Genomic DNA, 20,644 nt, shown 5'->3' on the forward strand with positions numbered 1-20,644 from the left:
GCCGCATGGCGCCGGGAGAGAGCCGCCGCTAAAATCGGCAGATCGAATCATAGAAATCCATTACATGAACCGCATCCTGCTCGCTTCGGCGTTCCTTCTCTTCAGTATCTCCGCTGCATTCGCGGACGGAATTCCGTCAGCCGTGCCGACGGCGGTTGGTTCGGTCCCGGCTGCGGTTAGGCCGGCCCCGAAGGCGTCGGCGCTAAAACTCGTCGAGCCGCATCTGCACATCGCCCGCTCGAACCTTGTCGGCCACGCTCGCATTGCGCTGACCTTCGATGCCTGCATGGGGCAGGCGGACGAGCGCATCCTTTCGACGCTGGTGCGTGAACGTATCCCGGCAACGATCTTCGTCACCGCCCGCTGGCTGAAGCGCAATCCCGCAGCACTTGCCGTATTCCTGCAAAATCCTGATCTCTTCGAACTCGAAAATCATGGCCAGAACCATATTCCGGCCGTCGACACGCCGACGCTGGTCTATGGCATTGCGTCCGCCGGCTCGCCGCAGGCGGTGCGGCAGGAGGTCGAAGGCGGCGCTGCCGCCATGGTCGCGGCCGGCATCCCGGCGCCGCACTGGTTCCGCGGTTCGACCGCCAAATATGATCTGTCCGCGATCGGCGAGATCCGCGCCATGGGCTATCGCATCGCCGGTTATTCCGTGAACGGCGACGGCGGTTCACTGCTCGGAGCTGTCATCACCGAAAAGCGCATCGCCTCGGCCAGGGACGGCGACGTCGTCATCTCCCACATCAACCAGCCGACCCATGCAGCCGGCGAGGGCGTGGCGAAGGCGCTGGTCGATCTCAAGGCCAAGGGCACGCAATTCGTCCGCCTCCAGGATGTCGAGGACACCGGCGACGACAAAACGACCGAATAGAGCGTCCGAACCTCTTGCTTGTTTACCCCCGGAAAACGAATAATGCTGTTTTTGTTTGTTCGGTTGCGGGAACGTAGGGGAGCGCATGTCTCGTGCGGTTTGGAATGTCGAAAGTGAAATTCGAAATGAGCTTCATCCCGCGGAAGTGGTTGTCTGGACAGGGCAGCCAAGTGCCTGGGGAACTTTCGTTTTTAAATGTCCCGATGTGCTTTTTGGCGTGATCTTCGTGATCGTGGGTTCCCCCGCGCTATTGTGGGCAAATAACGGGGTTATCAGCATCGATCAGCCAGCTGGAATCATGGGCATCATATTCCCCGGGATCTTCATGCTCATTGGCATCTCGACTATCGCGGGCGTGGTTTTCGATATGATCGCCACGAGTCGAACCGTTTACGCCGCCACCGATCGCAGGCTTCTCATCATTCGAAACATGATCAGGCGACGCGCGACGACGATAGCACCAACAGCCATCAACGTCGTGGAGGCCCGGGAAAAATGGGACCGCTCGGGAACCCTCACTTTCCGTCGGGAGGGAGACGGGGATAGCGTCAAAAAATTCGCCTTTATCGGTATCCCAAACGTTCGCGAAGTGGCTAAGCATGTTGAAGAATTGCGAATGAGTGCAAGAAAACAAGCCAGCTAGACGACTGAAATTTCAGCGCCTTTGGCTTTCCGTCTCGCTTCTATGCATTCCCGAATGAAAGCGCGCCAAACCCGGCCCATCCCTGTCGACCGCAAAATCCTCGAACCATTCGCGATGCATGCCGGCGAGCATGGCGCCGATCATCTGGGCGGCGAGATAGGAAAAGGTGATGCCGTTGCCGCCGTAGCCATAGGCTGCGAAGACATGCGGCGTCTCCGGCACCGGGCCGATCAGCGGCAGACCGTCGACCGTCTCGCCGAAAGTGCCGCACCAGGCGTGTTCCACCCGCGTATCGGCTTTCGGCCACAGCCGCTTCATCTTCTCCTGGATCGCCATGGTCTTTGCCGGCAGCTTGCGGTCGCGCGCCTCCGCATCGATCGTCTCGTCATCTTCGCCGCCGGCGACGATGCGATTGTCCGCCGTCGTGCGCATGTAGAGATAGGGGTGGCTGTCCTCCCAGATCAGCGCCCTGTCGCGCCAGAAATTTGCCGGATCCTGCGGCACGGTGGCGAGCGCCCAGCTCGAACTCGAGCGGTGCAGCTTCGGCATGTCGAGACCCGGCATCGAATAGCCGGTCGCCAGCACGACATGCCGCGCCTCGATCACGTGGCCTCCACCTGTCTCTGCCGTGACGTGATTGCCTTCGCTGTGAAGCGCGGTTACGGAAGCGTTGACCAGCCGCGCGCCGCGCCGCATCGCCATCTCCAGCAGCGCCCAGGTCAGAAGCAGCGGATCGCACTCTGCCGAACCCGGCGAATAGATCGCACCATCCCGGTCGAGTTCGAATTGTGTGAAGAGATCGGGATGTTCGAGATAGACGCCGGGCAGGCCCGCCCGGCGACGAAGCTGGCGCTCCTCCAGGAGGTCACGCGCGCCTTCCCGGCCGTCAGCCAGATAGAGCGTGTTGCGCGGCCGGAAGCTGCAGGCGATGCCGTTTGCGGCGATCAGCTTGGAAAGGCCGGCGACCGCGGCACCACTGCGGCGGTAGATGCCGGCGGCGCGCTCGAAGCCGTAATAATCCTCGAGTTCGGTGAGCGTGCTGTCGATTTCCCATTGCAGCATCGCCGTGCTCGCCGCAGTGCTGCCGAAACCGGGCTCCTCCCGGTCGATGATCGCCACCGAAAAACCGCGGGCCGTCAGATGTTCGGCAACCAAGGCACCGGTGATACCGCCGCCGATCACGGCGACATCGATGGAAAAGCTCTGCTCGATCGGCCGCCATTCCGGCCGTATCCCGCTCTTCCCCCAGAGAGAACGGCCGCTCACCATCTGGTCGTGATCGGATTCGGCAAGATCGAGATCAGATGCCACTGACGTTCCCCCGGTTGATCATTTCGGCAACTGCGGCTGCGGCTTTTCCTCGATCAGCAGTTCGTCGATGACAGTCATGACGATCAGCGAGAGCGGCAGCGCGAGCATGGCGCCGACGGCGCCCCACATCCATGTCCAGAACAGGATGGCGAGGAAGACGACGAAGGGATTGATTTCCAGCCGCCGTCCCATCACTGCGGGGAAGATCAGGTTCTCCATGAGCAGATGCACGGTGAAGAAGGCAGCGGCCGGCATCAGGCCGATAAGGAGGCCATCATGGGTCAGGATGCCGGCGACCGCGACGGCAAGCGTCATCAGTGTGATGCCGAGATAGGGGATGAAGCTCGACAGGAAGGCGAAGAAGCCCCAGAGCACCGGGGCCGACAGCCCGCCGGCATAGGCGATGACAGTCATGACCACGCCGAGCCCGACATAGATCAGCGAGGCCGTGGCGAAATAGAAGCCGAGCACCTGCTCGACGGCGTTGATGACACGGATGGCGGCCAGGCGTTGCGTGCGGGTGCGGAAGGTCATGATGATCGTCTTGCGCAGGTTGACCCGACCAGCGAGGAAGAACAGCAGCGCCGCAAAGAAAATCAATCCCTGCACCAGGGCGGGCGTCAGGCTGGTGGTCACGACATGCAGCACATTGCCGGTGTTTTCGAGCAGCGCACCGATCGACATCGACCCGCTTTCGAATGTCGCCGGCGTGATATGCAGCCATCTGATGCGCTCCAGATAAGGCATGACGCGGTTGATGGTTCGCTCGGCGAAGGCGGGGCCTTCATTGGCTAGCGTCATTAGCGGGTCGGCAAGCGAGTTGATCAACAGGAAGATCACCAGCGCAACGCTGCTTGACAGGATGAAGGCGTTGGCAAGCCGTGGCACCCCCATCCTGCTGAGCTTCTCTGCCGCCATACCGAGGATCATGCCGACGACGACGGCAAGTGTGATCGGAATGAGGATCAGCGACATCAGATAGACAGCGGCAAGGAAGAGAATGCCGAACATGCCGATGATCGCCCAGGCCATGCTGACATCGAGCCCGTCCTTTTCCAGCCGGTGCAGCGGTGGTGGCGGCAGCTCTTCGGCCGCCTCCTTCAGCGACTGTGCCCAGGCGCTGGTGTGGCGTTCGCCGATGGCGATCTTCTTTGCTTGTTTGCGGATGCCATTGGCGATGCCCATGCGGTGAGGTCCCCGAAGCCCCATTGCTTCCTCACGGAAACGCGCCGATGCGGTTCCGGTTCCTCAAGGGTGTGACAATGTGGCGCGGTGCATGTGAAGGCGCACGGCATTGACGCCCGTTGCCGTCTGGCATGCAACCGAAGCAGGCCGATTCCCGCCCTTATTCCTTCAACCGATAAGGCTGATCCGTAGTTACTGGAGTTACGCCGAAAGCGTCAGGCCGATACCCCAGGGATCTTTCAGAAACACGCCGCCGTCGCGCTTCTCGCTCTTGATCTCCAGTGCGTCGAGCTTGGAGACCGCCGCATCCAGCGTCGCCTTGTCGTTGAAACGGAACTTGTAGTCCGAAAGCCCGGTCATGTTGCCGGCGCGTGCCGTGGCGCCTCGGCTGTTCCAGATATTGGCGCCGAGATGGTGGTGGTAGCCGCCGCTTGCAAAGAAGCTCGCGCCCGGATAGCGCGCCATCAGCTTGAGGCCGAGGACGTCGCGGTAAAAGGCGTCGGCCTGCGGGATGTCGCCGACCTGCAGATGCAGGTGGCCGATCGCCGTCCCCGCAGCCATGCCGTCCCAGCGCTCATCAGGCGCGCTGTTGTAGAGCGCCTGCAGGTCGAGGCGAAGCGTCGCCATCTCCACCATGCCGTCCTCATGGAATTTCCATTGTTCGTGCGGGCGGTCGGCATAGATCTCGATGCCGTTGCCTTCCGGATCGGAAAGATAGATCGCTTCGCTGACCAGATGGTCCGAGGCGCCGTCGAGCGTGACGTTATTCCGTGCCGCGTGGCGCAGCCAGCGTGCGAGCTCCGTCCGGTCCGGCATCAGGAAGGCGGTGTGGAAAAGGCCTGCGGCATTGCGCGGCGCGATCATGGCATTCTTTGCGGTGGTCAGCGTCAGCAAAGGCAGGTCGCCGACACCCAGCACTTCGCCGCTCGCCGTCTTCTCGATCACCTTCAGGCCGAGCATCGATTGGTAGAAGCCGGAAACCAGACCGAGGTCGGTCACAACCAGATGCGACTGGTCGATATAGGCGGGTCGCGTCAGCGCATAGGAAGTTTCGGTCGTCATGGATTGGTCTCCTGCCTCTGAATTGGCCCTTGAGATAGAAGGCGTACCGGCGGTGGCGGCAAATGTGCCGCCTGCAGCAAGCCCGAGGAAGTTTCGCCGGTTCATTCTCTGAGGTCCCCTCGGTTGCCGTACTTGATCTCTATATGGCGCATCCCGATTGTTCACAGAAGATCTGTTTTTGAGGATGAAGCGTTGAGCAGGCGTTGACGATGACTTGCGCCCACTTGATCGCGATCAATGCGTTCATATCTTCTTTAGAGAAAGCTTATGCATCGCAGTCATGGAGGGAAGCCATGTACAGAAAGATCATCGTAGCGATCGCGCTCGGCGGCATCGACAAGGGAGAAAAAATCCTCCGCAAGGCCGCGTCCTTGCTCGACGAAGGCGGCGAGATCATCGCGCTCAATGTTGTCGAGGATGTGCCGAGTTATGTCGCGATCGAACTGCCGGCCAATATGGTCGAGGACGCCATGAAGGATGGCCGCGACAAGCTGGAAGCACTGATCGCCGCAGCCGGCGTCACGGCAACCATCGAGATCCGCAACGGCCCGCCGGCCAAAGCGATCATTTCGGCCGCCGAAAGCCACGGCGCTGACCTGATTATCGTCGCCTCGCACGTTCCGGACTTTTCCAACTACTTCATCGGCGCCACCGCCGATCGGGTCGTGCGCCATGCCAAATGCTCGGTGCTGGTCGACCGGCAGAAGGTTTGATTTTTGCGCCACTGCGGTCTGTCACGAAGATTTACCGCCCGTGCGCTTTGCCGCAGTTGCACCTCCGTCCGTTCGATGCGACGATTGCAATCGGGGTATGAAACGGATTGGCGTGCATGGGCGAGTTCAACGGCATTCGCTGGGCTTATGATAGATACGAATTGATCGCCGACGGCATTGTCCACGGTGTCGGTCTCGTGCTGGCGCTGATCGGGGCCACCGTGCTGATTTTCTACGCCACGGTCTGGAGCTCCTACGGCGCGCTCGCCGCCGCCTGGATCTATGGCGTCGGGCTGGTGCTGACGCTTGCCATTTCCTTTTCCTATAACGCCTGGCCGGTCTCGCGCACGAAATGGTATCTGCGCCGTTTCGATCATTCGGCGATCTTCCTCTTGATCGCCGCCACCTACACGCCCTTCCTCGAACGCGGCGCCGACGATCCGCTGCTCTTGTTCATGTTGGTCGCCATCTGGTTGTTCGCCGCCGTCGGCATTTTCTTGAAATGCGTCTTTCCCGGGCGTTACGACCGTCTTGCCATACTGCTTTATCTCGCCATGGGCTGGAGCGGCGTGCTGGTGGCCGAGCCCGTCGCCTCGCGCATTCCCGCCGCCTCGATGCTGCTGATCGTCATCGGCGGTGTCATCTATTCACTCGGCGTCATCTTCCATGTCTGGGAGAAGCTGCGCTTCCAGAACGCCATCTGGCACGGCTTCGTCGTCACCGCGGCGGCCGTGCATTATTCGGCCGTCTTCACCTGTTTCAGCCTGTCGCCACCAGGCCTCTGAACGACTGATGTGCCCGAAGCCGTTCCTGTTTTGCGTCCGCCGTTTACATCTCTCGAGGCGGGGCGTATGCCCGCCTTCGCAAACAATATGAACCCGAGCATCATGACAGACGCTGTCCTCCTCCGCGACGCCACCGAAGCCGATCTTTCCGCCATCCGCGATATCTACAATCACGCCGTCGAGCACACGACGGCAATCTGGAACGACACGCTGGTCGATCTCGAAAATCGGCTGGAATGGTTCAAGGCGCGCAAGGCACGCGGCTTTCCGGTCATCGTCGCCGAAATGTCGGGCAAGGTCGCAGGCTACGCCTCCTATGGTGATTGGCGCGCCTTCGACGGCTACCGCCACACGGTCGAGCATTCCGTCTATGTCGACAAGGATTGCCGCGGTGGCGGCATCGGCGAGCGGCTGATGCGGGAGCTGATCGTGCGTGCTGCCGCCGGCAATATCCATGTGATGATTGCCGGCATCGAGGCTGAGAACACCGCCTCGATCAGGCTGCACGAAAAGCTCGGCTTCCGCATCGCCGGCAGGTTTTCCGAGGTCGGCACCAAGTTCGGCCGCTGGCTGGACCTCACCTGCATGGAACTTCGCCTGCCCGGCAAGGTGGATTGATCCACCTGGCCGGCAAGGCGGATTGACCTGCCTGCCCGGCAAAGCCCCAGATTGATCAGGCAAAGCGCCAAACTCATCAGGCAAAGCCCCAAACTCATCAGCCAAAGCCATTGTGAACGGCGCGCGCCATCTTTTTATTGTAGTCTGAGCTGTGTAAGAATGTGGAAGCAGTCTGCTTCGCGGAAGGCGGCCTGAAAGCATATTGTAGGCGTCATGGGGGTGAATAGTTCAATGGCAAAGCACGGATCGTCGCTCGGTCTCCTTGCCCTCGTCCTTCTGGCATTTGCGCCGGTTGCCGCACGGGCCGCCGATTGCGGCAGCCTGGCCTCGCCGAAGCTCGACTGGCAGGAATGCACCAAGAAGAACCTGATGTTGCAGGGCAGTGATCTCGAAGGCGCCAATCTTGTCGGCACCGATTTCTCGCTGACCGATCTTGCTGGCGCCAACTTCAAATCCGCCAATCTGGAGAAGGCGACGCTGGTGCGCGCCTCGCTGGAGGGCGCCCATGCCGAAGGCGCCAACTTCGCCAAGATCGAGGCCTATCGCTCCAGCTTCGCCAATATCGCCGCCGATGGCGCTTCCTTTGCCGGCGCCGAGCTGCAGCGCGCCAATTTCGCCGGCGCCCGGCTCGCCGGCGCGAGCTTCGAAAAGGCGGAGCTCGGCCGCGCCGATTTCGACAAGGCGGTGCTGACGGGGGCGAAATTCTCGTTCGCCAATCTCTCCCGTGCCGATCTCTCCGGCGCCACCTTCGAAACCACGCCGATGTTCGATCGCGCCTTCATGTTCCTGACCCACATCGAAGGCCTTGACCTCTCGGCCGCAACCGGGCTCGAACAGACCCAAATCGACCTTGCCTGCGGCGATACCTCGACCAAGCTGCCGGCCGGCCTCTCCGCACCGACGACCTGGCCCTGTCCAGCCGAGCACGAATAGTCGGACATGGTTCGCCAGCCGTATGTGCCTGCGTCTTTTCGTGTTGATGATTGCCCCTCATCCTCACCTTACCGGGGTCGAGCCACTCGTCTCGACCCGTAAACGGGGTGAGGGGACGTGCCCTGCGAGAGGTGAGCGAGGAACCAAGAGGTTGCGACTATCCTCCTTCGCCCCGTTTACGGGGAGAGGTGCCGGCAGGCGGATGAGGGGCTCGTCTCGGCTAATCGCATCCGAATGAACCCCTTGCCGGGACCGGTTGCCTACTTCCCAGGCTCGAACACCATGGAGTGGCCGTTGATGCAGTAGCGCAGGCCGGTCGGCGGCGGGCCATCGGGAAAGACGTGGCCGAGATGGGCTTCGCAGCTGCCGCAGCGGATCTCTGTGCGCACCATGCCAAAGGCCGTGTCGCGATGCTCCGTCACCGATTCGGGCGACACTGCTTCGAAATAGCTCGGCCAGCCGCAGCCGGCATCGAATTTCGTGTCGGAGCGGAAAAGCGGCGCGTTGCAGCCGACGCAGCGGTAAAGCCCCGTCTCGAACGAATCCCAATAAGGGCCGGTGAAGGCGCGTTCGGTGCCGTGCTGGCGCGTGATGCGGTACTGCTCGGGAGTGAGCTGCTCTTTCCAGTCGGCGTCGGTCTTGTGGATCTTGGCGGTGGTCGCAGTTTCGGACATGAGGTGCTCCTTTCGCCGAGGGGCGGGTTCCGTTTCGCGAGAAATGTGGTGCGCCGCGTTCAGTTCATCAAGTCTCCCGCCGGCGCGCCATGAGATTGGCCGCATACCCAATTGGGGGAAGAGGCTTGCTTTTACATCCGTTAGGGGTTTTCTGTTAGGGTTAATGTTGCGTGCATTGGAGAATCACTGGTGTTTGAAACAGCAATCGTCCTGCTCTACGGCCTCGTGGCCGTGGCAGCCATGGCGGTCACACTGTTGGAAGGCTGGGCCAACCATGACGGCGTGACGCTTCATCGTCTCGCCGGGCTCTTCGCCTGCCTGCTCTGGCCGCTGACGCTTGTGGTCTTCATCCTCCACGGTTGCATCGCCCGGCTGCTGACGCGTCTTTCCAGATCGACGGCCTGATCGGCTTTGAACATCACCATGCAGTGCGGCTCGCGGCCGAAATCACTTGAGACGCTCCCCCGTTTCGCCTAAGCCAGAGGACAGGCTGGTTTTCTCCGGTTTTTCCGTCTGTTGCTCTTGCAACAGACTTTTGCCTTTACAGCGCCGCGCGCCTTGTCGGACGTGCAAAGGACTGTAACATTTTGAATTATGCAGTAGAGGAGGGGACATGGCCGATGTCACGGCTCTGACATTTCTGGCCATGTGTCTGCCGCTCGTCGGCGCTCTTGCCGCCCCCTTCGTCATCCGCATCTTCGGCGCAAACGGTGCCTGGCTCCTGGCGGTCGCTCCCTTGCTCGCCTTCCTGCATTTCCTGCGTTTCATTCCCAAGATCGCGCGCGGCGAGGTCGTCGCCGGCGGTTATTCCTGGGTGCCGAGCTTTCATCTCTCTTTTTCCTGGTTTCTCGATGGCCTGTCGCTGACTTTCGCGCTGCTGATCACCGGCATCGGCACCCTGATCGTGCTTTATGCCGGCGGCTACCTCAAAGGACACAAGGATCAGGGCCGCTTCTTCTCCTTCATCTTCCTCTTCATGGGCGCGATGCTCGGCGTCGTCGTTTCCGACAGTTTCCTGATGCTCTTCGTCTTTTGGGAATTGACGTCGATCACGTCCTTCCTGCTGATCGGCTTCGACCACGAGCGTGAGGCGGCTCGCCGCGCCGCCCTGCAGGCGCTTGTTGTGACCGGCGGGGGAGGGCTCTGCCTGTTGGCCGGCCTGCTGCTGCTCTGGAACATCTCGGGCGTCACTGAGATGTCGCGACTCATCGGAGCGGGCGATGTCGTGCGCGAAAGCCCGCTCTATCTCGCTGCCCTCATCCTGGTCTTGGGCGGTGCCTTCACCAAATCGGCCCAGTTTCCCTTTCATTTCTGGCTGCCGAACGCCATGGAGGCGCCGACGCCGGTTTCCGCCTATCTGCATTCGGCCACCATGGTGAAGGCAGGCGTCTATCTGCTGATGCGGCTCAATCCCGTCATGGGGGCAACGCCTGCCTGGGAAATCCTTCTGCCCTTCTTCGGCGGGCTGACGCTGGTCGTCGGCACCGCGCTCGCCATCCGCCAGACCGACTTGAAGCTCAAGCTCGCCTATACCACCGTCTCTTCGCTCGGCCTGCTCGTCATGCTGATCGGCTTCGGCTCGGACCATGCGGTGGAGGCGGCGGCGCTCTATCTGGTGGCGCATTCCCTCTTCAAGGGCGCGCTCTTCATGGTCGCCGGCATCATCGATCATGAGACCGGCACGCGCGATATCACCAGGCTCAGCGGCCTGATGCGGGCGATGCCGCTCACCTGGATGATTGCACTTGCGGCGGCCTTTTCGATGGCCGGCCTGCCGCCCTTCTTCGGCTTCCTGGCCAAGGAGGAGATCTATACGGCACTCGTCGGCGGTGATGTCCGCGCACTCACCTTTACCGCCATAACCGTCTTCGGCAATGCGCTGATTTTCGCCGTCGCCTTCGCCGTGGCGCTGAAACCCTTCCTCGGCCAACCGGTGGAGACGCCGAAACCGCCGCACGAAGCGCCCGTCCTGCTTTGGCTCGGCCCGGCCGTTCTCGCCATCCTCGGCCTGCTCGCGGCGATCTTTTCGACCTTCACCCATATCGTCCTGTCGTCGCCGATCGCATCTGCCATCCGCCAGACACCCGTCGAAATCGACATTTCGCTGACGCCGCATATCGGCCTGCCCTTGGCGCTCTCCGCCCTGACCGTGCTGCTCGGCATCGGCGTCTACTGGCAGCTCGCGCGCGCGCGTTTTCTGATGGCCGTTTTCCTGCGCGCAGCCGGGCCTGGGCCGGACCATGGCTTTGATGTTGCACTATCGGGCCTTGTCCGCTTTTCCGGCCGCGTTATGCGTGTGCTGCAGCCGGGGCGGCTGGAGATCTATGTCACCTGCACCTTCCTCTGCGTCGCCGCCATCCTCATCATCCCGCTCGTCGTCTATGGCGAACTGCCGCGTCTGCCGGCCTGGCCGGCCGATGTCAGGCTCTATGAATGGGCGGTCTTCCTGATCGCCGGCTTCGGCCTTGCCGCCGTGCTCGTCGCCCGCGATCGGCTGACGGCGATCGTCTCGCTCGGCATCCAGGGTTTCGCCGTCGCCATCATCTTCCTGCTCTTCGGCGCGCCGGATCTGTCTTTCACCCAGTTCATGGTCGAAACCCTTTCGGTGGTGATCCTTGCCCTGGTCATGACCAGGCTCCGTCTCTCGCCCGCCGATCGGCGGCCGCTCGGCCGCAAGCTCTTCGACGGCGTGCTGGCGCTTGCCTGCGGCCTCGGTTTCACGCTTCTGCTGATGCGGGCGACGCAGGCGCCGTTCAACGATGCGCTGACGGAATTCTTCAACGCCTATTCCAAATCGATCGCCCATGGCGCCAATGTCGTCAACGTCATCATCGTCGATTTCCGCGGCACCGACACGCTCGGCGAAATCGCCGTCGTTGCGGTCACCGGCCTTGCCATCCTGGCGCTTATCCGCATTCGCGCCGGCAGCGAGCGCAAGCTTGCCGCCAATGATCCCGCGACGGAGGGCTGAGCGCGTGAACACCCTCATCTTCCGCACCGTCGCCCCGTTCCTCACCGCACTGATGCTGCTGTTTTCCGTCTTCGTGCTGCTGCGCGGCCATAACGAGCCGGGCGGCGGCTTCATCGGCGGGCTGATCGCTGCCTCGGGACTGGCGATCTACGGCATTGCCCGCGGCGTCGGCGCCGTTCGCCGGGCGCTGTTTTTCCATCCGCTGTCGATCGCCGGCTTCGGCCTGTTCCTGTCCACCGCAGCCGGTCTTCTCTCCATCCTGTTTGCCGTTCCCTTCATGACCGGCCTGTGGATCTATCCGACGCTTTTCGGCGCCGAGGTGCCGCTGTCGAGCGTCATGCTCTTCGATATCGGCGTCTATCTTGTCGTGCTCGGCGCCATCACGTCGATCGCATTGGCATTGGAAGAAAAGGAGGTGGAATGATGGAGCCGCTTCTGGCGATCCTCGTCGGTCTGTTCTTCGCCGCCGCCATCTATCTGATGCTGTCGAAATTCTCGATCCGCATCATGCTCGGCATCGCCATCCTCGGCAACGCCGTCAACCTGCTGCTCTTTACCGGTGGCCGGCTGACGCGCGAGGTGCCGCCGATCATCCCGGCGGGTCTCGACAGCTTGCCCGCAGGCACGGCCAACCCGCTGCCGCAGGCCCTCATCCTGACGGCGATCGTCATCTCCTTTTCCTTCCTTGCCTTCCTGCTGGTGCTGACCTACCGCGCCTATCAGGACCTCGGCACCGACAACACCAGCGACATGCGCGCCGCCGAGCCCGACGACCGGCCGCTGCCGCCATTGGGGTATTGAGGATGTTGGTGCGGATGCTCACTACACGGCAAACCCTCTCGTGCGATAGCGGAGGCGCCATCTGATGGCCGCCGCCACCTCCACCGTCGATCTCTCCGCCGCCCTGATCACCGCCCCAGTGCCGATCGGTCACTGGCTTGCCATCCTGCCGGTCGCCCATTGCATCACGCTCGGCGCCGTCCTGCTGATGCTGCGCGCCTATCCCCGCCTGCAGGCCTGGCTTGCCATCCCTGGTCTTGCGGCGCTGGCGCTGATCGATGCGGCGCTGCTCGCCAAGGTCGCGGCCGACGGGCCGCTGACCATGGTCATGGGCCGCTGGCTGCCGCCCTTCGGCATCGCCTTCACTGTCGATCTCTTCGGTGCGCTGATGGCTTTTACCGCGGCCCTTGCCGCACTCGCCGGCGGCATCTATGCGCTGGCCGATATCGGCGAAAGCGGCCGGCGATATGGTTTCTTCCCGCTGCTGATGCTGCTGATGGCCGGCGTCACCGGCGCCTTTCTCACCGGCGATATCTTCAATCTCTATGTCTGGTTCGAGGTGCTGCTTATCTCCTCCTTCGGGCTGATCATCCTTGGTTCCGAACGTGAGCAGATCGACGGCGCGCTGAAATATGCGGTGCTCAATCTGATCGCCACGACCCTGTTCCTGGTCGGCGTCGGCATTCTCTATGCCGCCTTCGGCACCCTCAACATGGCCGATATCGCTGCAAAAGCTGGTGATTTGCGCGGCACGGCGCCGCTGATGACGCTGGCAAGCCTCTTCCTGCTCGCCTTTGGCATGAAGGCGGCGGCCTTCCCGGTCAATTTCTGGCTGCCCGCCGCCTATCATACGCCGCGTATCGTGGTCTCCGCACTGTTTGCCGGCCTGCTCACCAAGGTCGGCATCTACGCGCTGATCCGGGTGATGGTCATGCTGTTGCCGGTGGAGCGCCAGGAATTGAGCCCGGTGATCGCGCTCGCCGCCGCCGCGACCATTGTCGTCGGCGCTCTCGGCGCGCTTGCCGAAAACGATATCCGCAGGCTGTTCGGCTATGTCGTCATATCGGGCATCGGAAACATGCTGGCCGGCGTCGCCCTCGGCGGCCTTGGCGGCATCAGCGGCGCTGTCTTCTATGCGCTCCATTCGATGGTGCTGATGACCGCACTTTATCTTGCCGCCGGCGAGATCGCCCGGCGCGGCGGCGGCTTTTCGCTGTCGGCCCTCGGCGGGCTCTACCGGCAAAGCGGCGGTTTCACCGCACTCTCCCTCGTGCTCTTCCTGGCCGCCTGTGGCCTGCCGCCCTTTTCCGGCTTCTGGCCGAAGGTCATTCTCGTCAAGGCCTCGCTCGATCTCGGCGCCTGGTGGCTGGCGGCCTCGATCCTCGTCGGCGGTTTTCTGACGACGATCGCCTTCGGTCGTCTCTTTCTGCTCGCCTATTGGCGCCCGGCGGCGATAGCACTGGCGCCGTCCGGACCGAGGTGGCGCACGGGCCTGCCGCTCGCCGCGCTGACCGCGCTGGTCATCGGCTTCGGCATCTTGCCGGAACAGTTGCTGGCGCTGTCGCAATCGGCCGCCGCCGGCTTGGCCGATCCCCACGCCTATCTTCATTCGGTCTTCCCGGAAGGGCGTGCGCCGTGATCTTCTTCCTCTTCAACCTGCTGCTTGCTACTGCCTGGGTCACTGTTACCGGCAGCGCCTCGCTGCACAATCTCGTCCTCGGCGTCCTGCTCGGGGCCCTGGCGCTGGTCATCATCCGCGAATCCTTCGGCGGCAAGGGACGCATCCCCCGCGTCCTCCCGGTATTCTCGCTCGCCGCTCTGTTCCTCAAGGAGTTGTCGCTGTCGGCCTGGAAGGTCACGGTCACCGTGCTCTCGCCCGATATGAAGCTGAAACCCGGCATCTTCGCCTACCCTTTGACGGTGACGAGCGATTTCGAGATCACTTTGCTGGCAAACCTCATCACGCTGACTCCAGGCACGCTTTCGGTCGACGTCTCCACAGATCGCCGCACGCTCTATGTGCACGCGCTCGATTGTTCCGATCCGGAGGCGACCAGGCGTGATATCGCCAACGGTTTCGAACGCAAGATCATGGAGGCCTTCCGGTGATCACACCTGCCGCCATCGTCGCAGCCGCATCCTCGGCCGCACTCGTCATCCTCGGCCTGGCGCTGATCCTCACCGTCTGGCGCGTCGTTGCCGGCCCGACATTGCCGGACCGGATCCTCGCCCTCGACATGCTGACCGGCATCGCCATCGGTTTCATCGCCGTCATTGCGGTCAAGACCGGATTTTCGCTCTATATCGATATTGCCATCTCGCTCGGCCTCGTCGGTTTCCTGGCGACCGTCGCCTTCGCCCGATTCGTGCTGTCGCGCGGCAATATCAAATCGAAGCCGTCCGCATCTGCGGCAAATGGCAACACGCAAAAACGCCGGGCAGGGGGGAAGAAGCGATGATCGATTATATCGTGGCTGCCGTCACCGCCTTGCTTTTGATCGTTGGTTCGCTCTTTACGCTTGCGGCAGCGATCGGCCTGGTCCGGCTGCCTGATCTCTATACGCGCATGCATTCGGCCTCGAAGGCGGGGACTGTCGGCTCCGGCCTGTTGCTCCTTGCCGCCGGCCTTTATTCGCAGGACCCGGCGATTCTCGCCCGCGCCATTGCCGGTTTCGTCTTCTTCCTGCTGACGGCACCGGTGGCGGCCCATCTGCTTGCCAGAGTTGCCCATCGTTCGGGATATGATCTCGGTGCACTCTCGGTCCGTGACGATATCAGGGATCGTTGAGGCTATGCTGTTCGGCGACTTTACCAGATTTATGCAAAACTTATGCACAGGAAGCTGTGAGTAAAGCTTGCCGAAGAGCCCCTCAATTCTTCATCTGTCATTTTTTCTCAAGAAAAACGACAAATAATAATTGGCCTTTCGACCAAACGATGGTATTTGAAAATGCAAGTAGAGTTCTGATTGTGAATTGCAATCGTACTGCTTCCAAGTCCCTCAGTTTTGATTTTTAATGTCTAAACTGGGGCCATCGCCTGGAGCATGACGTAGTGGTTTCCAGTCAGGCAGTATAAGAACAGGTCAGGCTCTTCGGAATCTAGGGGTGGATTTCGCGTTTTTCGAAACAGAAGGTCGCTTCCTGTGCTTTTGCTGTTCGCTTCTACGAGGCGGGTCTTTGGCGTGTCAGTCAAAGACCGTTTGAGCATGCTAACAGGAGAAAGAATATGACGGATATAGCGACCGGCAGTGCGCCGGAGCTGCTTGTGGAACTGACAGCCGACATCGTCGCAGCTTATGTCAGCAACCATGTTGTACCGGTCAGCGACCTGGCCAATCTGATTTCCGACGTGCATTCGGCACTGAGCAACACGTCCGTACCGCAGCCTGCTGCGGCGATCGTCGAAAAGCAGAAGCCTGCAGTTTCTGTCCGCAAGTCCGTACAGGACGAGCAGATCACGTGTTTGGAATGCGGCGGCAATTTCAAGTCCCTCAAGCGTCACCTGATGACGCATCACAGCCTCTCGCCGGAAGAATACCGCGAGAAGTGGGACCTGCCGACCGATTACCCGATGGTAGCGCCCGCTTATGCCGAAGCGCGTTCGCGCCTGGCAAAGGAAATGGGCCTCGGGCAGCGCCGCAAGCGCGGCCGCGGCTGAGCTTTTTCGAAAGCATCAACGACAAAAAGCCGGGTCTTGTGCCCGGCTTTTTTGTGCCTTCGCAAGGGGAAGAAATACATTTTCCGGTATTTGAAGCGTTGCGTCTGATTCGGCCGGACGCCACGACTGCGTAAGAGATCCCGTCTTATGCTTTGCCGACAGGCTTTGAATGTATTCCTATACTATGAGCAAGTGTTAATATACTCGATTGCAGAGCCGGCACTGACCCGCTTGCTCGCCTTATGGCTCTGAAAGCCGGCCAGCCACGATCGCGGTCAAGCCGCAGCGCGGACTCTTGCCTCTTCGCGGATCCTGTTCACCATCGAGCGCAGTCCGTTCGAACGCTGCGATGACAGGTTCTCCACCAGGCCGATCTTCGAGAATATCTCGAAGGCATCGAGCCCGGCGATCTCCGATGCCGTCTTGCCGGAATAGGTGGCAAGCACGATGGCGACGAGGCCGCGCACGATATGGGCGTCGGAATCACCCTCGAAGCTCATGACCGGATTGTCGGGATCGCCTGCCGTATGAGTCACCAGCCAGACCTGGCTGGCGCAACCCATCACCTTGTTCTCCGAGGTGCGCTTCTCCTCGGCCAAATCAGGCAGCGCCTTGCCGAGTTCGATGACATAGCGGTAGCGATCTTCCCAATCGTCCAGGAAAGCGAAGTCGTCGATGATCTGGTCGAGGGATGCCATGGAGAAGCCTTTCACTATTAAAGCAGTTCCAGCAAAAGTGCGCAGCGGTCTTGCGTCCGGAATGCGTCAGGAAATGCTCTAAGAGTGCATATAGGTGAAAGACCGGCAGATTTGAACCGTTAAAAAGAAACGCCGTGAGGGATGGGCATCCTCACGGCGCAGCAACATGCTGAATTAAACAGGGCAGGCACGTCAGGCATGGGGCATCTCCGCGTCATGCGGACCACCGATGCAAGCTGGTTGAGGGTCAGGTCGCCGGCTTCGGCGTCGGCAGCGGAATAGCGCCGGTCACCACCGTCTCAGAGGAGGCGTCATCTTCGACCGGCGGACGGTAAGGCATCGGCTGGTTGAGCGCTGCCTTGGCCTCGCGCACCTTTTCCTGGATGGCAGGCGTGGTGAGGGAAGGCATGTTGAGCGCCACTGGCACCTGCGGGTCGGCAAGCTTTGCGGTTGCCGGCGTCTCATCCTTGAACTGGCTGTCGAGAAGTTCATAGGCAACGCGGGCGCCTTCACGGGCCCGGTAGCCGAGTGCGGTGAGGGTCTCGGTACCCTTGGCGCAGACTTCGGGCTTCTCCGAGCACATGCCGGTCAAATAGTCGTAGGCGCCGCTTGCCGCCGTGAACGCGTCGGAAAGCTGCAATTGCGGGCCGCTGGCCAACTTGTCGGAACTCTCCGTGCTGAAGACGGAAAGAAGCACGAGCACAAGGCCAAACCAGAAGGATCCTTTGATCAGAAACCACATTGTCGTCGCCCATCCTGTTTCCCCGTCCGGTTCTTGTTGCCGAATCAGGCCGGTTGTCCGGTGTGTTTTCACCCTACCGCCAAGTTGCGAATGCCGCTTTTCGAAACTCACGCGCATTTGCGGCAAATTTAGTTCAAATTTTAGCGAACGGCATTTGAGCCGCATTTTAGTCGAATGCGAGCGATCGCCGTTAAGCATCAGGGCAGCACCTGCTTGCAATTGCAGGACTTTTGCCGGCTCGCCTTGCCACAGGAGTTAACGCAATGCTGAAATATGAGGAAAATCCGTCGCTTACCCCCTATTAACCACAAAAGGCAAAGAGCCTTCCAGATGCTTCAAAACGAGAATTTCAGCCGTTTCAGGCTGTGAACAGCGCTTTTGCCTTATCCTTTCTTTAAGTCGCCAAGGCCTATTGTCCGGATCGATCGACAGCCTTTCGGGCGGGTATTGCGTGCGTGTATTGAGTAACATTGGCGGCTGGATGACGGCCCTCGTAGACCGGGCAGCGACAAGCTGGCTCTCCCGGACGGGCGGCGGTGAAGCCGTGCGCCAACGCGAGCTCGCGATCCTGCGCCGCCTCGTGCTGCTCTCGTCGGCCGCTCTCGTTGCCGCTCCCATCGGCCTTTCGGCAGTCACCAGTCCTGCCGTCGCGCTGCCGGCAGGTGTCGCCATGGTCTGCGCCGCCTTTCTTTTTTCCGCCGTCGGCAGCATCGCGCTCGCCCGTCAGGGCTCGGCAGCCGGTATCGCCACGCAGTCGGCCGAGGATTTCTTCCTTGCCGCCACCCCGGGCCTCGTCTTTTTCCTCGACCCGCACGGCAGTGTGGCGACCATCGGCGGTCGCGACCGGCGCGACTTCCTCGGCTGGATGCGTGATCCCAAGGGCAGGGGCTTCCTCGAGCAGGTGCATGTCTCCGACCGCATCCTTTTCCTGCAGGCGCTCGATGGCCTGCGCCGGGGCGAGGATGCTCAGAGCGTCGATCTGCGCCTCGACCGGCCCTCGGTCTCGCGCGACCAGCGCCAGTTTGCATATCTGAGAATGGACATGACGGCCCGGCGCGATGCCGACGGCGAACTTGCCGCCATCATTGCCCAGCTGCGCGATGTCTCCGTCGAGCAGCAACTGCGTGACGAAGCCCAGAACCGTGCGGCGGACGCCGAATCCGCAAACGACGCCAAGTCGCGCTTCCTCGCCGCCGTCAGCCATGAGCTGCGCACGCCGCTGAACGCCATTCTCGGTTTTTCCGATATCCTGATCGGCGAATATTTCGGCAAGTTCGAAAACGACCGTCAGCGCGAATATGTCGGCCTGGTCCGCGAATCCGGCGCGCATCTGCTGTCCGTCGTCAACACCATGCTCGACATGAGCAAGATCGAAGCCGGCCGCTACGAGCTGATCCTCGAAGCCTTCGATATATCAAGCTCCGTCAAATCCTGCGAGTCGATGCTGGCATTGCAAGCCAAGACCAAGGGCCTCACCCTAACCAGCCGTATCCAGCGCGACCTCGGCGAGGTCGTCGCCGATCAGCGCGCCATCCAGCAGATCCTCATCAATCTCGTCGGCAATGCCATAAAGTTCACCGAGGCCGGCGGCGTCGTCTCGGTCGATGCGGCAGCCCGAGACGGCATCCTCAAACTGACGGTCAGCGATACCGGTATCGGCATCCCGGCCGACAAGCTGGCATTGCTAGGCCAGCCCTTCGTCCAGATCCAGAACGACTATACCCGCCGCTTCGAAGGCTCCGGCCTCGGTCTCTCCCTGGTCAAGGGGCTGGTGGCGCTGCATGGCGGGTATTTCGCCATCGCCAGCCAGCCGGGCGAGGGCACGATCATCACTATCGAGATCGCAGCGGACGGCTCGGGCGCCCAACACGCCGAAGACGCCGGTCATGGCGCGACTGTCGAGTTTCCGCCGCGGCTGAAGGGCGCGGTCAATAGCGGTGTAGAATTGAAAGAGGGGCGTTTCGATGGCCGCGCGCAAGCGAAAATCGCCTAAGGGAAAAAGAGGACGGCAGCAGCCGGGCCTTCTGATGTCAGGCGCTGCCGCCCTCGGCGGTCTCGGCCTGCAGGGCGCCTCCGTGCTCGGCGGGGTCGGCCTGCAGGGCGCATCCGTGCTCGGCGGCGTCATCGGCCGCAATCCGTCGGTCGCCGGCGGCGCGATCACCTTCGCCGTCATCTTCTCCTTCGTCGCCGCCAATGCGCTCTGGTATCAGCCGGGCCTGCATCCGCATCCGATCTTCCGCACCCGCGATCCGCAGTCTCCGACCGTGCTCGGCACCCGCCGCCCGGCCGAGGAGCAACAGGGCGATGTCACCACCTTCCGGATCGAACGGCCGCAGGATACTGCCACCACCAACGCGACACCGGCGCCTGCCGCACCCGGCCAGCAGCCAAGCCAGCTCGTCATGGACATCCAGCAGCAGCTGGTGCGCCGCGGTCTCTATAGCGGCATACCCGACGGCATTATCGGCCCGCGCACCAGCGCGGCCATTCTCTTCTTCGAGGAGACCGTCGGCATGACCCAAACCGGCGATCCGACGCCGGAGGTGCTAGTGGCGCTGAAGACCGATGCCGCTGGCCCTTCGACCGTGCCCGCCGAAAAGCCGCCCGAGGATGTGAGCTCGAAGGCGGCGGCGGAAGACCCGGTGGCAGCCGCGATCCGCAGCGCCGAAAAGACCGTCAAAACGGCTCCATCAGCGGCAAAGCAGGTTCCATCAAGCGAAATCACCAATGTTGACCTGGTGTTGAAGATCCAGAAGGGTCTTTCCAACATGGCCTATGCCAATGTCGGCGTCGACGGTGTCGCCGGTGAGCAGACCCGCGCGGCCATCCGCCATTTTCAGAAGCACTACAACCTGCCCGAAGACGGCGAGCCGAACCAGGCGGTGCTGAAGAAACTCAAGGAAATCGGCGCGATATAGAGCAATTCCAGCAAAAGTGCGCAGCGGTTTTGCGTCCGGAATTGCGCAACCAAAATGTTAGAGCATTTTCGCGA

Annotated in this window: 23 protein-coding genes; 17 read left to right on the forward strand and 6 right to left on the reverse strand. The window is 61.6% G+C overall.

What is annotated here, in order from left to right; translation table 11 throughout:
* Nucleotides 1-64: 64 nt before the first annotated feature.
* Entirely contained in the window at nucleotides 65-877 is an 813-nt protein-coding gene (locus tag AC244Q_RS04960) for a polysaccharide deacetylase family protein (protein WP_128407979.1), read from the forward strand.
* Between the two features lie 85 nt (nucleotides 878-962).
* Nucleotides 963-1,520: a PH domain-containing protein gene (locus tag AC244Q_RS04965; RefSeq protein ID WP_012756638.1), complete on the forward strand. Its 558-nt coding sequence runs from the start codon at nucleotides 963-965 to the stop codon at nucleotides 1,518-1,520.
* 12 nt (nucleotides 1,521-1,532) lie between these two features.
* Here the strand turns inward: AC244Q_RS04965 and AC244Q_RS04970 are convergent, their stop codons facing one another.
* From AC244Q_RS04970 to AC244Q_RS04980, 3 genes are all read right to left on the reverse strand, one after another.
* Nucleotides 1,533-2,831: an NAD(P)/FAD-dependent oxidoreductase gene (locus AC244Q_RS04970; protein ID WP_113547082.1), complete on the reverse strand. Its 1,299-nt coding sequence runs from the start codon at nucleotides 2,829-2,831 to the stop codon at nucleotides 1,533-1,535.
* Nucleotides 2,832-2,849: 18 nt separating this feature from the next.
* Nucleotides 2,850-4,016, reverse strand: a complete 1,167-nt coding sequence (locus AC244Q_RS04975; RefSeq protein WP_113547083.1) for an AI-2E family transporter — start codon at nucleotides 4,014-4,016, stop codon at nucleotides 2,850-2,852.
* Nucleotides 4,017-4,217: 201 nt separating this feature from the next.
* Nucleotides 4,218-5,183 (reverse strand): VOC family protein, encoded by a 966-nt coding sequence (locus AC244Q_RS04980; RefSeq protein WP_206641131.1) that lies wholly within the window; start codon nucleotides 5,181-5,183, stop codon nucleotides 4,218-4,220.
* A 188-nt stretch (nucleotides 5,184-5,371) separates the two neighbouring features.
* Here AC244Q_RS04980 and AC244Q_RS04985 point away from each other — a divergent pair, with 188 nt between their 5' ends.
* The 4 genes from AC244Q_RS04985 to AC244Q_RS05000 all read left to right on the forward strand — a co-directional run bounded on the left by AC244Q_RS04985 (nucleotide 5,372) and on the right by AC244Q_RS05000 (nucleotide 8,127).
* Nucleotides 5,372-5,791 carry a universal stress protein gene (locus tag AC244Q_RS04985; RefSeq protein ID WP_128407977.1) on the forward strand — a complete coding sequence of 140 codons (420 nt, stop codon included), beginning with the start codon at nucleotides 5,372-5,374 and terminating at the stop codon, nucleotides 5,789-5,791.
* A gap of 116 nt (nucleotides 5,792-5,907) precedes the next feature.
* Complete coding sequence (trhA, locus tag AC244Q_RS04990; protein WP_128407976.1) at nucleotides 5,908-6,576, forward strand: PAQR family membrane homeostasis protein TrhA; 669 nt, start codon at nucleotides 5,908-5,910, stop codon at nucleotides 6,574-6,576.
* A gap of 66 nt (nucleotides 6,577-6,642) precedes the next feature.
* Nucleotides 6,643-7,194, forward strand: a complete 552-nt coding sequence (locus AC244Q_RS04995) for a GNAT family N-acetyltransferase (RefSeq protein ID WP_012756644.1) — start codon at nucleotides 6,643-6,645, stop codon at nucleotides 7,192-7,194.
* 231 nt (nucleotides 7,195-7,425) lie between these two features.
* Entirely contained in the window at nucleotides 7,426-8,127 is a 702-nt protein-coding gene (locus AC244Q_RS05000; RefSeq protein ID WP_041935486.1) for a pentapeptide repeat-containing protein, read from the forward strand.
* A gap of 260 nt (nucleotides 8,128-8,387) precedes the next feature.
* Here the strand turns inward: AC244Q_RS05000 and msrB are convergent, their stop codons facing one another.
* On the reverse strand, nucleotides 8,388-8,801 hold the full coding sequence (gene msrB, locus AC244Q_RS05005; protein WP_128407975.1) for a peptide-methionine (R)-S-oxide reductase MsrB: 414 nt from the start codon (nucleotides 8,799-8,801) through the stop codon (nucleotides 8,388-8,390).
* 189 nt (nucleotides 8,802-8,990) lie between these two features.
* Here msrB and AC244Q_RS05010 point away from each other — a divergent pair, with 189 nt between their 5' ends.
* From AC244Q_RS05010 to AC244Q_RS05050, 9 genes are all read left to right on the forward strand, one after another.
* The gene (locus AC244Q_RS05010; RefSeq protein WP_012756647.1) at nucleotides 8,991-9,206 is read left to right on the forward strand and encodes a hypothetical protein; all 216 of its coding nucleotides are present in this window, start codon (nucleotides 8,991-8,993) and stop codon (nucleotides 9,204-9,206) included.
* Nucleotides 9,207-9,414: 208 nt separating this feature from the next.
* A complete protein-coding gene (locus AC244Q_RS05015; RefSeq protein ID WP_128407974.1) occupies nucleotides 9,415-11,772 on the forward strand; it encodes a putative monovalent cation/H+ antiporter subunit A in 2,358 nt (785 codons plus the stop codon).
* Between the two features lie 4 nt (nucleotides 11,773-11,776).
* Nucleotides 11,777-12,196: a Na(+)/H(+) antiporter subunit B gene (locus tag AC244Q_RS05020; protein WP_012756649.1), complete on the forward strand. Its 420-nt coding sequence runs from the start codon at nucleotides 11,777-11,779 to the stop codon at nucleotides 12,194-12,196.
* On the forward strand, nucleotides 12,196-12,573 hold the full coding sequence (locus AC244Q_RS05025) for a Na+/H+ antiporter subunit C (protein WP_032994420.1): 378 nt from the start codon (nucleotides 12,196-12,198) through the stop codon (nucleotides 12,571-12,573). The genes AC244Q_RS05020 and AC244Q_RS05025 overlap by 1 nt, the downstream gene beginning before the upstream one ends.
* A 64-nt stretch (nucleotides 12,574-12,637) precedes the next feature.
* Nucleotides 12,638-14,191, forward strand: a complete 1,554-nt coding sequence (locus AC244Q_RS05030; protein ID WP_128407973.1) for a Na+/H+ antiporter subunit D — start codon at nucleotides 12,638-12,640, stop codon at nucleotides 14,189-14,191.
* Nucleotides 14,188-14,661, forward strand: coding sequence for a Na+/H+ antiporter subunit E (locus tag AC244Q_RS05035; RefSeq protein ID WP_012756652.1), 474 nt, complete (start codon nucleotides 14,188-14,190; stop codon nucleotides 14,659-14,661). Before AC244Q_RS05030 ends, AC244Q_RS05035 begins: the two co-directional genes overlap by 4 nt.
* Complete coding sequence (locus AC244Q_RS05040; RefSeq protein ID WP_017993413.1) at nucleotides 14,658-15,011, forward strand: cation:proton antiporter; 354 nt, start codon at nucleotides 14,658-14,660, stop codon at nucleotides 15,009-15,011. Before AC244Q_RS05035 ends, AC244Q_RS05040 begins: the two co-directional genes overlap by 4 nt.
* Nucleotides 15,008-15,340: a monovalent cation/H(+) antiporter subunit G gene (gene mnhG, locus AC244Q_RS05045; RefSeq protein ID WP_012756654.1), complete on the forward strand. Its 333-nt coding sequence runs from the start codon at nucleotides 15,008-15,010 to the stop codon at nucleotides 15,338-15,340. Before AC244Q_RS05040 ends, mnhG begins: the two co-directional genes overlap by 4 nt.
* A 440-nt stretch (nucleotides 15,341-15,780) precedes the next feature.
* A complete protein-coding gene (locus AC244Q_RS05050) occupies nucleotides 15,781-16,212 on the forward strand; it encodes a Ros/MucR family transcriptional regulator (protein ID WP_003546634.1) in 432 nt (143 codons plus the stop codon).
* A 275-nt stretch (nucleotides 16,213-16,487) separates the two neighbouring features.
* Here AC244Q_RS05050 and AC244Q_RS05055 read toward each other — a convergent pair whose 3' ends face one another.
* Complete coding sequence (locus tag AC244Q_RS05055) at nucleotides 16,488-16,910, reverse strand: SufE family protein (protein WP_003557812.1); 423 nt, start codon at nucleotides 16,908-16,910, stop codon at nucleotides 16,488-16,490.
* 247 nt (nucleotides 16,911-17,157) lie between these two features.
* Nucleotides 17,158-17,652, reverse strand: coding sequence for a DUF5330 domain-containing protein (locus AC244Q_RS05060; protein WP_012756656.1), 495 nt, complete (start codon nucleotides 17,650-17,652; stop codon nucleotides 17,158-17,160).
* 412 nt (nucleotides 17,653-18,064) lie between these two features.
* On the opposite strand from AC244Q_RS05060, the gene AC244Q_RS05065 reads away from it, so the two are divergent.
* Together AC244Q_RS05065 and AC244Q_RS05070 are read left to right on the forward strand one after the other, a co-directional pair.
* Nucleotides 18,065-19,645: a sensor histidine kinase gene (locus AC244Q_RS05065; RefSeq protein WP_204338266.1), complete on the forward strand. Its 1,581-nt coding sequence runs from the start codon at nucleotides 18,065-18,067 to the stop codon at nucleotides 19,643-19,645.
* A complete protein-coding gene (locus tag AC244Q_RS05070; RefSeq protein ID WP_075224832.1) occupies nucleotides 19,617-20,570 on the forward strand; it encodes a peptidoglycan-binding domain-containing protein in 954 nt (317 codons plus the stop codon). Before AC244Q_RS05065 ends, AC244Q_RS05070 begins: the two co-directional genes overlap by 29 nt.
* Nucleotides 20,571-20,644: the final 74 nt, after the last annotated feature.

This window comes from Rhizobium sp. CB2179 (genome assembly GCF_057653455.1).

Excerpts from the sequence above, each read along its gene's own strand:
- AC244Q_RS04960 (WP_128407979.1), top strand. The coding sequence starts at position 65 with ATGAACCGCATCCTGCTCGCTTCGGCGTTCCTTCTCTTCAGTATCTCC.
- AC244Q_RS04965 (WP_012756638.1), top strand. The coding sequence starts at position 963 with ATGTCTCGTGCGGTTTGGAATGTCGAAAGTGAAATTCGAAATGAGCTT.
- AC244Q_RS04975 (WP_113547083.1), bottom strand. The coding sequence starts at position 4,016 with ATGGGCATCGCCAATGGCATCCGCAAACAAGCAAAGAAGATCGCCATC.
- AC244Q_RS04980 (WP_206641131.1), bottom strand. The coding sequence starts at position 5,183 with ATGAACCGGCGAAACTTCCTCGGGCTTGCTGCAGGCGGCACATTTGCC.
- AC244Q_RS04985 (WP_128407977.1), top strand. The coding sequence starts at position 5,372 with ATGTACAGAAAGATCATCGTAGCGATCGCGCTCGGCGGCATCGACAAG.
- trhA (WP_128407976.1), top strand. The coding sequence starts at position 5,908 with ATGGGCGAGTTCAACGGCATTCGCTGGGCTTATGATAGATACGAATTG.
- AC244Q_RS04995 (WP_012756644.1), top strand. The coding sequence starts at position 6,643 with ATGCCCGCCTTCGCAAACAATATGAACCCGAGCATCATGACAGACGCT.
- AC244Q_RS05000 (WP_041935486.1), top strand. The coding sequence starts at position 7,426 with ATGGCAAAGCACGGATCGTCGCTCGGTCTCCTTGCCCTCGTCCTTCTG.
- msrB (WP_128407975.1), bottom strand. The coding sequence starts at position 8,801 with ATGTCCGAAACTGCGACCACCGCCAAGATCCACAAGACCGACGCCGAC.
- AC244Q_RS05015 (WP_128407974.1), top strand. The coding sequence starts at position 9,415 with ATGGCCGATGTCACGGCTCTGACATTTCTGGCCATGTGTCTGCCGCTC.
- AC244Q_RS05025 (WP_032994420.1), top strand. The coding sequence starts at position 12,196 with ATGGAGCCGCTTCTGGCGATCCTCGTCGGTCTGTTCTTCGCCGCCGCC.
- AC244Q_RS05030 (WP_128407973.1), top strand. The coding sequence starts at position 12,638 with ATGGCCGCCGCCACCTCCACCGTCGATCTCTCCGCCGCCCTGATCACC.
- mnhG (WP_012756654.1), top strand. The coding sequence starts at position 15,008 with ATGATCGATTATATCGTGGCTGCCGTCACCGCCTTGCTTTTGATCGTT.
- AC244Q_RS05050 (WP_003546634.1), top strand. The coding sequence starts at position 15,781 with ATGACGGATATAGCGACCGGCAGTGCGCCGGAGCTGCTTGTGGAACTG.
- AC244Q_RS05055 (WP_003557812.1), bottom strand. The coding sequence starts at position 16,910 with ATGGCATCCCTCGACCAGATCATCGACGACTTCGCTTTCCTGGACGAT.
- AC244Q_RS05060 (WP_012756656.1), bottom strand. The coding sequence starts at position 17,652 with ATGTGGTTTCTGATCAAAGGATCCTTCTGGTTTGGCCTTGTGCTCGTG.
- AC244Q_RS05070 (WP_075224832.1), top strand. The coding sequence starts at position 19,617 with ATGGCCGCGCGCAAGCGAAAATCGCCTAAGGGAAAAAGAGGACGGCAG.